The organism is Mesorhizobium sp. WSM4837 (genome assembly GCF_055811435.1).
The window spans coordinates 108,100-121,665 of the sequence record NZ_JBVVQE010000005.1; the positions used below are offsets into that span (position 1 = coordinate 108,100).

Annotated in this window: 13 protein-coding genes; 12 read left to right on the forward strand and 1 reads right to left on the reverse strand. The window is 62.4% G+C overall.

The window, feature by feature from the left end:
* The first annotated feature begins 119 nt into the window (after window positions 1-119).
* From AC0L3D_RS04600 to AC0L3D_RS04650, 11 genes are all read left to right on the forward strand, one after another.
* A complete protein-coding gene (locus AC0L3D_RS04600; protein WP_128169869.1) occupies window positions 120-677 on the forward strand; it encodes a TadE/TadG family type IV pilus assembly protein in 558 nt (185 codons plus the stop codon).
* Window positions 678-732: 55 nt separating this feature from the next.
* The gene (locus tag AC0L3D_RS04605) at window positions 733-1,332 is read left to right on the forward strand and encodes a TadE/TadG family type IV pilus assembly protein (RefSeq protein ID WP_128169868.1); all 600 of its coding nucleotides are present in this window, start codon (window positions 733-735) and stop codon (window positions 1,330-1,332) included.
* A 234-nt stretch (window positions 1,333-1,566) separates the two neighbouring features.
* Complete coding sequence (locus AC0L3D_RS04610; protein WP_473643250.1) at window positions 1,567-2,799, forward strand: phosphopentomutase; 1,233 nt, start codon at window positions 1,567-1,569, stop codon at window positions 2,797-2,799.
* Window positions 2,792-3,694 carry a bifunctional DNA-formamidopyrimidine glycosylase/DNA-(apurinic or apyrimidinic site) lyase gene (mutM, locus tag AC0L3D_RS04615; protein ID WP_473643252.1) on the forward strand — a complete coding sequence of 301 codons (903 nt, stop codon included), beginning with the start codon at window positions 2,792-2,794 and terminating at the stop codon, window positions 3,692-3,694. Before AC0L3D_RS04610 ends, mutM begins: the two co-directional genes overlap by 8 nt.
* An 82-nt stretch (window positions 3,695-3,776) precedes the next feature.
* The gene (locus AC0L3D_RS04620) at window positions 3,777-4,550 is read left to right on the forward strand and encodes an enoyl-CoA hydratase (protein ID WP_128169865.1); all 774 of its coding nucleotides are present in this window, start codon (window positions 3,777-3,779) and stop codon (window positions 4,548-4,550) included.
* Window positions 4,551-4,754: 204 nt separating this feature from the next.
* The gene (rpsT, locus tag AC0L3D_RS04625) at window positions 4,755-5,021 is read left to right on the forward strand and encodes a 30S ribosomal protein S20 (RefSeq protein WP_023802137.1); all 267 of its coding nucleotides are present in this window, start codon (window positions 4,755-4,757) and stop codon (window positions 5,019-5,021) included.
* A 935-nt stretch (window positions 5,022-5,956) separates the two neighbouring features.
* Window positions 5,957-7,429, forward strand: a complete 1,473-nt coding sequence (gene dnaA, locus AC0L3D_RS04630; protein WP_023802135.1) for a chromosomal replication initiator protein DnaA — start codon at window positions 5,957-5,959, stop codon at window positions 7,427-7,429.
* A 323-nt stretch (window positions 7,430-7,752) separates the two neighbouring features.
* Window positions 7,753-8,871 carry a DNA polymerase III subunit beta gene (gene dnaN / locus AC0L3D_RS04635; protein WP_023802134.1) on the forward strand — a complete coding sequence of 373 codons (1,119 nt, stop codon included), beginning with the start codon at window positions 7,753-7,755 and terminating at the stop codon, window positions 8,869-8,871.
* 130 nt (window positions 8,872-9,001) lie between these two features.
* Window positions 9,002-10,156, forward strand: a complete 1,155-nt coding sequence (recF, locus tag AC0L3D_RS04640) for a DNA replication/repair protein RecF (protein ID WP_473480099.1) — start codon at window positions 9,002-9,004, stop codon at window positions 10,154-10,156.
* A gap of 259 nt (window positions 10,157-10,415) precedes the next feature.
* A complete protein-coding gene (locus AC0L3D_RS04645; RefSeq protein WP_473629842.1) occupies window positions 10,416-11,171 on the forward strand; it encodes a molybdopterin-synthase adenylyltransferase MoeB in 756 nt (251 codons plus the stop codon).
* 3 nt (window positions 11,172-11,174) lie between these two features.
* Window positions 11,175-11,657: a GNAT family N-acetyltransferase gene (locus tag AC0L3D_RS04650; protein WP_287226905.1), complete on the forward strand. Its 483-nt coding sequence runs from the start codon at window positions 11,175-11,177 to the stop codon at window positions 11,655-11,657.
* Between the two features lie 28 nt (window positions 11,658-11,685).
* Here AC0L3D_RS04650 and AC0L3D_RS04655 read toward each other — a convergent pair whose 3' ends face one another.
* On the reverse strand, window positions 11,686-12,687 hold the full coding sequence (locus tag AC0L3D_RS04655; RefSeq protein ID WP_023802130.1) for a 2-hydroxyacid dehydrogenase: 1,002 nt from the start codon (window positions 12,685-12,687) through the stop codon (window positions 11,686-11,688).
* A gap of 157 nt (window positions 12,688-12,844) precedes the next feature.
* On the opposite strand from AC0L3D_RS04655, the gene AC0L3D_RS04660 reads away from it, so the two are divergent.
* Entirely contained in the window at window positions 12,845-13,402 is a 558-nt protein-coding gene (locus AC0L3D_RS04660) for an SH3 domain-containing protein (protein WP_473643254.1), read from the forward strand.
* The last annotated feature ends 164 nt before the right edge of the window (window positions 13,403-13,566 follow it).

A 13,566-nucleotide genomic window follows, 5' to 3' on the forward strand; every position in this document is an offset into this window, starting at 1 on the left:
GCTTCGGTTATCGGCCTGTTAAAACCTCCCCTTCGAATTTAACGATCATCAAAACCGCACTTCAATGGGTTTGCGCTAATGTTGCCCGACACCCCCTAAGGGATCGGCAGGCACGGGACATGAGCAAAGCAGGACGATCAAGCCTTTCAGCGCGCTTCCTTGGCGACCGGCGCGGCAGCACCGCTTTGGAGTTCGCGATGCTTGCGGTGCCATTTGCGCTCCTCGTCTTTGCCATACTGGAGAGCTGCATTTCATTTGCCGGGCAAGAGGTGATGGCCAATATCACCGACGATGTCGCGCGCCAGCTGCGAACGGGCCAGGTAAGGCAGGCAAACGTAACCGAGGCGACGCTGAAGTCCATGATCTGCAGCCGGCTGGAGATCATGGTCGCCAAGGACTGCCCGGGATTGGAAGTGGATCTGCGCGCGTATCCGAGCTTCGCCGCTGCGGCCCAGGCGGGCTTCAATATCCAAGACGGCGAAATCGCGTTGACCGGTATAACCCCCTCGACTTTTACGGTATCCCCGGGCTTGGCTGAATCGATAAACATGCTGCGGGTTTTTTACAAATGGCCCGTCATGACCGATTTCATGGCCAAGTCGATGGCCAATCTGAAAGACGGCAACACGCTGCATTTCGCATCGATGACCTGGAAGAACGAGCCGTTCGACGACTGAAAATGCAAACCGCTGCGTGGGAAAAGGACGATAGCATGGGGCGTGCGGGGCACATATGAGGACCGCTGGGATCTGCGCGAAAGCCATACGGTTCTGCCGTGATCGCCGCGGTGTCGCGGCGGTTGAGTTTGCCTTCATCGTGCCCGTCCTGCTGATGATGTACTTCTTGACCATGGAAGCCTCGCAAGCCATCGAGACCAACAAGAAGGTCAGTCGCATCGGCAGCATGGTGGCGGATCTCGTCACCCAGCAGCAGACCGTCACGCCGGCCGAACTCGATGCGATCATGCAGATCGGCAACTCCTCCCTTCAGCCGTACAACCGATCGATCCCGGAAATCACCATCACCGCGATCCAGGTCACGAACGAGCCGACGCCGCGGGTGCTGGTCGCTTGGTCACGCAAGATGGTCGGCGATGCCTTCAGCGCCGGCGCCGCCAAAAACTCCGTCACCACGGTTGCACCGCAGCTCGAGGTCAAGGGCACGTTTCTCGTTCGCGTCGAAAGCAATCTGGCATACGAGCCGATCATCACCTGGTCGGCGGATAGTGAAAAGCGGCTTGGCTTCAGTTCGGCTTTCAACTCGATATCGATGGGCGAAACTTATTATCTCAGGCCCCGCAGGAGCCCGACGATTACCTGCGACACCTGCTGAACGACGGCGCCCGATCGCCATTGCTATCGGCCTGACACCAGGCGCACGATAGCCGCGGATGCCTTGCATGTCGCATGTGAGTTCCCTCTCGTTTTCGTCGATCCACGCCGATGCCGGCGACAATTCTACCATCGCGCCCGGATGTGCACACAGCCGTCTGGTTCCGAATTGCCAATGGCGGCGCGGCCGCCTATGTCTTGGCGGACAGACAAACGATAATAATGAACCCCTGCAATGGCGCGCGCCTTCCTTTTTGTTCTCGATTCCTTCGGCATCGGCGGCGCGGCCGACGCCGAGCGCTATGGCGACACCGGTTCCAACACGTTCGGACACATCGCTGGAGCCTGCGCGGAAGGCCGGGCGGATCGCGAGGGGCTGCGCAAGGGCCCGCTTTTCGTGCCTAACATGCTCTCGCTCGGTCTGGCGCACGCGGCGAAAACCGCGACAGGATTCGGCTTCGACAGCGGCGGCCTGCTTGCCTCCGCCTTCCACGGCGCGGCGCAGGAGATTTCGAGCGGCAAGGACACGCCGTCAGGCCATTGGGAAATCGCCGCCCTGCCGGTCCGCTTCGACTGGGGCTATTTCCCGGACACGGTTCCCGCCTTTCCAGCCGACCTGACCGAAGCGATCATTCGCGAAGGAGAGGTGCCGGGCATTTTCGGCAATTGCCATGCTCCGGGCACCGAGATCATCGAGTGGTACGGCGAGGAACATGTCCGCACCGGCAAGCCGATCTGCTACACTTCGGTCGACTCCGTCCTGCAGATCGCCGCGCATGAAGTTCACTTCGGCCTGGAGCGGCTCTACGAATTCTGCAAGGTGGTGCGCAGGCTGGTCGATCCCCTGAACATCGGACGGGTGATCGCGCGGCCTTTCATTGGCGAAACCGCCGCCAGCTTCGAACGGACGCACAACCGCCGGGACTATTCGGTGCCGCCGCCCGAACCGACCCTGCTCGACCGGCTGACGGCGCGCGGCAGCCGGGTCATCGCGGTCGGCAAGATCGGCGACATCTTCGCCCATCGCGGCATTTCGGAAGTGCGCAAGGCCGCCGGCAACATGGCGATGTTCGACAAGGCGCTCGGCGCGATGGACGACGCCGGCGACCGCGACCTCGTCTTCGCCAATTTCGTCGATTTCGACACCGAGTTCGGCCATCGGCGCGACGTTGCCGGCTATGCCGCCGCGCTCGAGGCCTTCGACCGGCGGCTGCCGGAGGCGCTTGCACGGCTGAGGGAAGGCGACCTTCTCATCCTCACGGCCGACCATGGCAACGATCCGACCTGGCACGGCACCGATCATACGCGCGAACGCATTCCGGTGATCGGAACCGGACCAGGCTTTGGCGGCGACATCGGGTTGAGAGCGACGTTCGCCGACATCGGTGAAACCGTCGCCGAGCATCTTGGGTTGGCACGCGGCCGTCACGGCACCTCCTTCTACACAGCGATAGGCGGCCATGCCTGAGTTGCCTGAGGTCGAAACGGTGCGGCGGGGCCTGCAGCCGGTTCTGGAAGGCGCCCGCATCGCCCGCGTCGAGGCGCGCCGGCCCGACCTGCGCTTTCCGTTTCCCGAAAAATTCCTGGAGAGGCTGACCGGCAAGACGATTACGGCGCTCGGCCGCCGGGCCAAATACCTGACGATGCACCTGGAAGGCGGTCCGGTGCTGATCTGCCATCTCGGCATGTCGGGCTCGTTCCGCATCGAAACGTCTGATGACACGCCCGAAAGCAGCGAAATGCTGGGCGCGTTTTATCATGAGCGCCCGAAGGCCGCGGTGCACGACCATGTCGTCTTCCATATCGTCTCTCCCCAAGGCGCCCGGTCCCGGCTGACCTTCAACGATCCGCGCCGTTTCGGCTTCATGCTGTTTTCGGAAGGGACGCCTGACACGCATCCGATGCTGGCGGGACTTGGCGTCGAGCCGACAGGCAATGCGTTGGACGGCGAACTGCTCGCCTCGCTGCTGAAAGGCCGGAAGTCGCCGCTAAAAGCAGCACTTCTCGATCAGCGGCTGATCGCCGGGCTCGGCAATATCTACGTGTCGGAGGCGCTGTGGCGCGCCGGCCTGTCGCCGTTGCGCGAGGCGGGCACCATCGCAAAGCCTGGAAAGAAGGCCAAACAGCAGCGCGACGCCCTGGCCGAAGCAATCCGCGAAGTGATCGCCGATGCGATCGCCGCCGGTGGATCGTCGCTGCGCGACTACGTGCAGACCGACGGGTCCCTGGGCTATTTCCAGCATTCGTTCGCGGTCTATGATCGCGAGGGCGAGCCCTGCTCCAAGCACGGCTGCAGCGGCCATGTAGAACGCATCGTGCAAAGCGGGCGTTCCACCTTCTATTGCCGGACCTGTCAGTTGTGACTTAGGTGGGGGTGTAAGCCAGGTGCCGGGGTGTGAGTTGGACGCCTGATGCAAGGAGATGACCGAGTGAGGAGATACAGTCATGGCCTATGAAACGATTATCGTCGAAACCCGCGGCAAGGTCGGGCTGATCACGCTGAACCGGCCGAAGGCGCTCAATGCGCTGAACTCGCAGGTCCTGGCAGACGTGGTCGCGGCCGTGAACGGCTTTTGCGCGAATGCCGACATCGGCGCGATGGTTATCACCGGCTCCGAAAAAGCCTTCGCGGCAGGTGCCGACATCAAGGAAATGCAGGCGATCTCTTTTGTCGACGCCTATGTGCAGGATTTCTTTATCGGCTGGGAAGAGCTCACCCGGGCGCGCAAGCCTGTCATCGCGGCGGTGGCCGGCTATGCGCTCGGCGGCGGCTGCGAACTGGCGATGATGTGCGATTTCATCATCGCCGCCGACAACGCCAGGTTCGGCCAGCCCGAGATCACGCTCGGCGTCATGCCGGGCATGGGCGGATCGCAGCGCCTGACCCGTTTCGTCGGCAAGTCGAAGGCGATGGACATGTGCCTGACCGGACGGATGATGGATGCGGCGGAAGCCGAGCGTTGCGGCCTGGTGTCGCGTGTCGTGCCCGCCGGCGAATTGCTCGAGGAGGCGTTGAAGGCGGCGGGCAAGATAGCCGATTTTTCGCTGCCGTCGGTGATGATGGCGAAAGAGGCCGTCAACCGCGCCTATGAAACGACGCTGGCCGAGGGGCTGCGGTTCGAGCGCCGGCTGTTTCACTCACTGTTTGCGCTCGATGACCAGAAGGAAGGCATGGCGGCCTTTGTCGAGAAGCGGAAGCCAAATTTCTCGAACCGGTAGCCAAATTTATCGAACTGGTAGATGGGGACGACATCAGCCGGGAGCGAGCGACAGCAGCGGCCCAAAAAGAAGGCGAAGCAGCGTTGACGCGCCGGAAAAGCTGAACTATAAGCCGCACCAACCGAGGCGGCCCTGTGGCTGCCCGTTTGTTTTTTGCGCCTTGCGGCATCCCGCATGCGCCCACCAGATCAGAAGAGAGGCATCATGGCCAATACCTCCTCGGCCAAAAAGGCAACGCGCAAGATCGCCCGCCGCACGGCGATCAACAAGAACCGCCGCTCGCGCGTGCGGACCTACATCCGCCAGGTCGAAGAGGCGCTCGCCTCGGGCGACAAGGCGGCCGCCCAGGCTGCTTTCAAGGTGGCTGAGCCGGAATTGATGCGCGCCGCGAGCAAGGGCGTGGTGCACAAGAATACGGCATCCCGCAAGGTGTCGCGCCTGGCCCAGCGCCTCAAGGTGTTGTCGGCCTAACCCGGATATCCGGGCTGATATACCTTTACTAAACTTGTCCTTTTCAGACCCGGCCGCTCGTGCCGGGTTTTTTCGTTTGCCGGCAAGTACTTAAAAAGAAAGCCCGCAAGCAACACCCCGCACGATTTCGAAGTTCGAATTGCTTTGCCGGCATATACATGCCGGCTGACAGGCGCAGCCGCTGAAAGCGTTCACGGCGAAAATATCAACTGTCGAAAATGACCTTTATTTTTCAAACGGTTGCGGACGGTCATCCACAGCTTGTTCACATCGGGTGCGAGGGATGGGGGACAATTGCCTGTCAAGAAAATTATTTGATAAAATTTCGCGCGACGCGGCCTTTTTCACATTCGCCGGAAAAGGGTTTGAATCACAATGGGTTTGTCAAAACAAGCCAGTGCAACGCAGGCTCCGAACCCGTTTGCGCTAACCACATTCCTTAAAAATCCGTTAGTCGTGGCCTTGCCCTATCCACAGCGATTTCGCTAAGGTCTGTCTATCGAGAGGGACGGGCCGTTGGCCCTTAACCCAGCCTGAATCGGCCAGCAAAAAAGTGGCAGAATTCATGACGCGGATCATCTCCGCGTACGGGTTTGGTTTGCCTTTTCGATACGGTAGGGGAATGGCGTAATTGTACATGGCAGATCAATGACGCGCCGGCGTTTCGCCGGGCGGAATTGCATTGCCCTGACATGACCAAAGCGGGCTGGCTCCGAGGAGCCGGCGCCGGTTCCCCGACAATGAGGCGACATCAGCTGCCGGCGGCGGCGATGGTGTCGCTGTGAGGACACGGTCGCCGGAAACATGGATGCAGGAGGCGCATTCCCGGCGGAAAAAGGTACAAAAGGACAAGGAACTCGATCATGCAGAGCGGCATCGAAAGGGAGCTTACGGGCGACCTCCCATTCCCTGGGACCTTAACCGGAGGGGACGCTATGTCGGCTTCCATCGACGCGGAACAAAAGTTCGACCGGGTCAAGGCCCAGTTGAAGGCGCGTCTGGGAACCGAAGTCTATTCGAGCTGGTTCGGGCGCATGAAGGTCGCCGAGGCGTCCCGGGGCATTGTCCGCATCTCGGTGCCCACCGCCTTCCTGCGCTCGTGGATCAACGGCCACTACCTCGACCTCATCGCCGAGCTGTGGAAACACGAGGATCCTGAAATCCTCAAGATCGAGATCGTCGTGCGCACCGCTACCCGCCCGGGGCGCAACGGCGTCGAGCCCGAAGTGGCCCCGGCGCGCAAGATGACCAGGCAAGCGCAAACGGCGCTGGCCGCGGGAACAGCGGCCCCCGGCAGGGTGGAGCGGGTACCGGCACCTCGCCCGGGAATGCCTGCCGAGACCGAGTTCCGGCACAATGTGCTCGGTTCGCCACTTGACCCGCGCTACACGTTCGGCTCCTTCATCGAAGGACCGTCGAACCGGGTGGCCTTCGCCGCCGCCAAGGCGGTGGCGGAATCGCAGTCGAGCGCGGTGCGCTTCAATCCGCTGTTTCTGCACGCGACGGTGGGGCTGGGCAAGACGCACCTGCTGCAGGCGATCGCGGCGGAATCGCTGAAGCAGAATCCGAAGTCGCGCGTCGTCTATCTCACGGCCGAATATTTCATGTGGCGGTTTGCCACCGCGATCCGCGACAACAACGCGCTGACGCTGAAGGAACAGTTGCGCGACATCGACCTCCTCATCATCGACGACATGCAGTTCCTGCAGGGCAAGTCGATCCAGCATGAATTCTGCCATCTGATCAACATGCTGCTCGACAGCGCCAAGCAGGTGGTGGTCGCCGCCGACCGGCCGCCGTCGGAACTGGAATCACTGGAGCCCCGCGTCCGCTCGCGCCTCAACGGCGGCGTCGCGCTCGAAATGTCGGCGCCGGATTTCGCCATGCGGATCGGCATGCTCAAGCTGCGCCTTGCCACCGCCAAGGCCGACGATCAATCGCTCGACATCTCGGAGGAGATCCTCAACCATGTCGCCCGCACGGTGACCGGCAGCGGGCGTGAACTCGAAGGTGCGTTCAACCAGCTTCTGTTCCGCCAGTCGTTCGAACCGCAGATCACCATCGACCGCATCGATGAGATCCTCGGCCACATCTATCGTTCGGGCGAGCCGAAGCGGGTGCGCATCGAGGACATCCAGCGCATCGTCGCGCGCCACTACAATGTGTCGAAGACGGAACTTCTGTCCAACCGGCGCACCCGCACCATCGTCAAGCCGCGGCAAGTCGCGATGTACCTGTCGAAGGTGATGACACCGCGCTCCTTGCCGGAGATCGGGCGGCGTTTCGGTGGCCGCGACCATACGACGGTGCTGCACGCCGTGCGCAAGATCGAGGATCTTTCAGGCGTCGACAACACGCTGGCGCAGGAGCTCGAATTGCTGAGAAGACTGATCAACGACCAGGCCTGACCGGCCCGAAAAAACAGAAGCGTGTCGCGTCTGGATGGCTGCAACGCGCTTGAAATCTCTGTCTTTATGCACGTCGTTGCCGCAAAGCCCATGCACACTCTCGGGCCTGACCCGAGGGCATGCTTTTGGGCGACAGGCATGGCTTGCGGGCTTCGCCGGTTTTATCCCAAGAAAGCCCGCGTAACCGGCCCGAACCGTCAGCACGGGCTTGCGTTCACGGGTTTTTTCCTGTCAGTTTGTGCAGATTCTGAGCCTGTTCAGACCTTTCGCGGGTTGCCGCTTGCCGGAGACCCGCTCATTCATTCAAGCGAGCCTGTTTCGTCATGCGTGTTATCCTGGAACGGTCAAATCTCCTGAAGTCGCTCAACCACGTTCATCGCGTGGTCGAACGGCGCAACACTATACCGATCCTGTCGAACGTGCTGCTGAGCGCCGAAGGCGCCACCCTTGAAATGAAGGCGACCGACCTCGACCTGGAGGTGACCGAAGCCACGCCCGCCAAGGTCGAGCGCGGCGGCGCGACGACGGTCCCGGCGCACCTGCTCTACGACATCGTGCGCAAGCTCGCCGACGGCGCGGAGGTCATGCTGAAGACCGACGAGGACGGCAACGCCATGACGGTGACCTCGGGCCGCTCGAGCTTCCGCCTGCAGTGCCTGCCGCAATCCGATTTCCCGGAGCTTTCGGCCGGATCGTTCTCGCATATCTTCCGGCTTGATTCGGTCGCGCTCAAGGGCCTGATCGAGAAGACCCAATTCGCCATCTCCACCGAAGAGACGCGCTACTACCTGAACGGCATCTACCTGCACACGCATGACGCCGACGGCAAGCTGAAGCTGCGCTCGGTAGCGACCGACGGCCATCGGCTGGCGCGCGCCGAGATCGACGCGCCGGCAGGATCGGAAGGCATGCCGGGCATCATCATTCCGCGTAAGACGGTGAGCGAATTGCAAAAGCTCGTCGACGACCCTGATATCGCGGTGACCACCGAATTGTCCGACACCAAGATCCGTTTCACCATCGGCAGCGTCGTTTTGACCTCGAAGCTGATCGACGGCACCTTCCCGGACTATCAGCGGGTGATCCCGACCGGCAACGACAAGAAGCTGATCATCGACCGCCAGAGTTTCGCCGCCGCCGTCGACCGCGTATCGACCATTTCGTCCGAACGCGGCCGGGCGGTGAAGCTTTCGATTGGAGAAGGCCAGGTCACGCTTGCAGTCAACAATCCGGATTCGGGCAGCGCCACCGAAGAACTGGCCGCGGATTATTCGTCCGACGCGATCGAAATCGGCTTCAACGCCAAATATCTGCTCGACGTCGCCGCCCAGTTGACCGGCACCGAGGCAAAATTCATGCTGGCGGATGCCGGCTCGCCAACGCTGATCCACGACATGGCCGACGAAACCACCCTCTACGTGCTGATGCCGATGCGGGTCTGATGCATGTCGCGCAAAAGTGTGCCGCGGTTTTGCGATAACGACATGGATAAAAACAACAAACCTAAAGCGCGTCGCATGAGGCCGGTCAAACGCGGCGCGCTTTAGGCCCGAACGAGGCCATCTTGCTGTCATGACCGGAGTTGCGAAGCAGCCTGAGCGCGATCAGCAGACTCATATAAGTAAGCTTTCGCTTACCAATTTCCGCAATTACACAACACTTTCGATCGATCTCGATCCCGGCCCGGTGGTTTTTTCCGGTGACAATGGTGCCGGCAAAACCAATCTGCTGGAGGCGATTTCCCTGTTGACGCCGGGGCGCGGCCTGCGCCGTGCGCCTTATGCCGACGTGGCGCGCGAAGGCGGCGACGGCGGCTTTGCCATTCATGCCCGGCTCGATGGGCCGGTCGGCCCGGTCGAGATCGGCACCGGCATCGCGGGCGGCGACGCCGCCGAAGGCGGCCGGCGGGTGCGGATCAACGGCGCGGCGGCGCGCTCGGCGGAGGACATGCTGGAATGGTTGCGCGTCGTCTGGCTGACACCGGCGATGGATGCATTGTTCACCGGGCCGGCCGCAGATCGGCGGCGCTTTCTCGACCGGCAGGTGCTGGCGATCGATCCGGGCCACGGCCAGCGCGCGCTCGACTACGAAAAAGCGATGCGCGGCCGCAATCGACTGCTCGCCGAAGGCTCGCGCGATGGCGCCTGGTTCGATGCGATCGAGACGCAAATGGCCGAAACCGGTGTGGCGATTGCCGCGGCGCGTGCCGAACTGGTGCGCCTGCTCACCGCCATGATCGACAGGCTGCCAAGCTCCGGTCCATTTCCGCAAGTCGACATCGGCCTGTCCGGCGCGCTGGAAAGCGAGGTCACAACCAGCGCGGCTGTCGATGTCGAGGAGCGGTTCCGCCGCGCGCTTGCCGAAGCTCGCGATCGCGACCGCGCCGCCGGGCGCACGCTCGACGGCCCGCACCGGTCGGACCTCGTGGTGCGGCACCGGCCCAAGGCGATGCCGGCCGAACTCTGTTCGACGGGCGAGCAGAAGGCGCTGCTGGTCGGCATGGTCCTGTCGCACGCCCGGCTGACCGGCGAGATGTCTGGCATGACGCCGATCCTGCTGCTCGACGAAATCGCCGCCCATCTCGACGCGGGCCGACGCGCCGCGCTGTTCTCGATCCTCGAAGAGCTGAATTGCCAGGCTTTCATGACCGGGACCGATGCGGCGCTGTTTTCCAGTCTCGACGGACGCGCGCAGTTTTTGACCGTCGATCATGGCACGGTTCGGTGAATGGTGAATGGTGAATGGTGAATGGTGAATGGTGGTGAGAGCGCCATTATTTCACTAATCACTAATCACTAATCACTACTGAGTGGTCGCTATTCACTATTCACTATTCACTATTCACTATTCACTATTCACTATTCACTATTCACTATTCACTATTCACCATTCAACCGCTGCGCACCCCGATGGGCAGGCCGGTGGCAGGCTTTGGCAACGTGCATTACCGCCTGACAAGGTTTTTCTCCCGCTATATGGTCCGGCGATGATCACCACCGCGCTCACCGACGAAGAACTCGAACGCTACGCCCGCCACATCGTGCTGCCCGAGATCGGTGGCGCCGGCCAGCAGCGACTGAAGCGGGCTCGGGTCCTGGTCGTCGGCGCCGGCGGGCTGGGAGCGCCGGTGCTTGAATATCTTGCCGCAGCCGGCATCGGCACGCTCGGCATCGTCGACGACGACAGCGTCTCGCTGTCGAACCTGCAAAGGCAGGTGATCCACGGCACCGGCGCTGTCGGCATGGCGAAGACCGACAGTGCCAAGGCGGCGATCGCCCGCATCAACCCCAACGTCGCCGTGGAACTACACAATCTCAGGCTGACGGCGGACAACGCCCCTGCCCTAGTCGCCCGATATGACATCGTCGTCGACGGCTCCGACAATTTCGAAACCCGTTATGCGGTGGCCGACGCCTGCGCCGCGGAAAAGCGGCCGCTGGTCCATGCCGCCGTCGGCCGCTTCGACGGCTCGGTGACCGTGCTGAAACCGTTCGAGACCGGCACCGACGGCAGGCCGAATCCGAGTTATCGCGATCTTTTCCCGGAACCACCGCCGGCCGGCCTGGTGCCATCCTGCGCCGTGGCCGGCGTGCTCGGCGTGCTGACCGGCGTCGTCGGCACGCTGCAGGCCATGGAGGCGATCAAGCTGATCGCCGGCATCGGCGAGCCGCTGGTCGGCCGGCTGCTGCTTTACGATGCGTTGGCCGCGCGCTTCGACACGATCCGCTACAAGAGCAGCTAGATTTTGGGCAGCCTGGTTTCCGTCGCGCAGCTTCCGGCCGATTTCGAGCGTTGGGACGAGGTGCTGGCGCTGATCATGCGCGCCTTCGCTGCCATGGACGGCGTCATCGATCCGCCATCGTCGGCGCATCGGCTCACGGTCGAGAATCTCCGCGACAAGGCCCGGCAGGAGACGGGCTTTGCGGCGCTGAACGACGGCAGGATTGTCGGCTGCGTTTTTGTCCTCGAGCGGGCCAGAGATTTCTATGTCGGAAAGCTCGCGGTCGAACCGGATTTTCGGGGACAAGGCATTGCCAGGCGGCTGATGCAAGCTGTCGAGGACCTTGCCTGCGACCGCGGCAAGCCTGCGATCGAGCTTCAGACGCGGATCGAATTGACCGGGAATCACGCGGCCTTTGCCCGCCTTGGCTTTCGCGAAACGGAACGGACGGCGCACACTGGCTATGACCGACCGACCTCGATCACCATGCGCAAGGTGCTTTCGTAAGTATACGCTAACTTAAGATGGCAGCCGGTCACGTCCGCAGCGGCAGTACGCGATCCGGCGGCCGATGGCCATCGAAGAAGGCGCGGATGTTGATGATCACCTTCTCGCCCATGTCGATCCGGCCTTCGAGCGTCGCCGACCCCATATGCGGCAACAGCACGACCTTGCCCTTGGCGGCGAGCTTCAGCAATTTGCTGTTCAGCGCCGGCTCATGCTCGTAGACGTCGAGCCCGGCGCCGGCGATCTTGCCGTCCTGGATCAGCTTGACCAGAGAGTCCTCGTCGATGATGTCGCCGCGCGCCGTGTTGACGATGTAAGCGGACGGTTGCAGAAGCGCCAGCCGCCGCGCCGAAAGCAGATGGAAGGTCGCCGGCGTCGACGGACAATTGACCGAAATGATGTCCATGCGGGCAAGCATCTGGTCGAGGCTTTCCCAATAGGTCGCCTCCAGCTCATCCTCGACCGCAGCAAGGACGCGATGGCGGTTGTGATAGTGGATCGACAGGCCAAAGGCCTTGGCCCGCCGGGCGACGGCGGTGCCGATGCGGCCCATGCCGACAATGCCGAGGCGTTTGCCCCAGATACGCCGGCCGAGCATCCAGGTCGGCGACCAGCCGGCCCATTTCTTGTCGCCGGTCAGCACATTGGCGCCTTCCGCCAGCCGCCGCGGCACCGCCAGCATCAGCGCCATGGTCATGTCGGCGGTATCTTCGGTCAGCACGTTCGGCGTGTTGGTGACGGTAATGCCCTTCTTCGCTGCTGCTGACACGTCGATCTTGTCGACGCCGTTGCCGAAATTGGCGATCAGCTTGAGGTTGTCGCCGGCCTGAGCGATCAGCGCCGCGTCGATTTGATCGGTTATGGTCGGCACCAGCACGTCGGCTTCCTTGACCGCCGCGACCAATTCCGGCTGCGTCATCGGCCGGTCTTCGACATTCAGCCGGGCGTCGAAAAGCTCACGCATGCGGGTCTCGACCGGGTCGGGCAGCTTCCGCGTGATGACGACGAGGGGCCTTTTTCTGCCTACCATTGTTTCCTCGAACCCGACCTCGTTGAGACCTCTTTAACCAAGACAGGCGAAACTGCAGGCCGGTCGCGGTGCCAGTTCTCCATGTAACAAGAGGTTCCGCCGAAGACAAAGAAAAAGGGGCGCCAGGGCGATGAGCCGGCGCCGAAAGGGAACGAAAGTGTCTGGTTTCGCGTCGCTCCGCCTGGCCCTCAGCGCAGCATTTCTCGGCGCTCTGCTTTATTCCCCGGATGTGGCGGCACAGAATGCGGCAGCACCGACCCAGAGCGTCACGCTCGGGCCGAGCGGCCTGCCGCTGCCGCGCTTCGTCAGCCTGAAGGCCGGCCGCGTCAACTCCCGCGTCGGACCAGGCGTCAACTATTCCGTCGACTGGATGTATATGAAGCCCGGCCTGCCGATGGAGATCGTCCAGGAATTCGACACCTGGCGTCGGGTGCGCGATGCCGACGGCTCGGAAGGCTGGATCAACCAGTCGCTGCTTTCAGGTCGCCGCACGGCGATCGTAGCACCCTGGCAGCGCGGCAAAGATGCCCGAATCAACCTGCTCGACGACCCGCAAAAGGATGCCGGCATCGTCGCAATCGTCGAGCCTGGCGCCATGGGCACGATCAAGTCCTGTGACGGCCAGTGGTGCGAAATGACCTTCAGTGGCCACACCGGCTGGCTCGCCCAGTCGCTGGTCTGGGGCGCCTATCCGGGCGAACGGGTCAAGGACTGACCTCTTCTTGCCGGTTCGGGATGATGGTCCAACGCATGTCGCGCAAAAGTGCGCAGCGGTTTTGCGATAACGACATGCGTAAAAACAACAACCTGAAGCGCGTCGCATGAGGCCGGCCAAACGCGACGCGCTTTAGAGGCCGATCAGGCGAGACGGTATCTCGC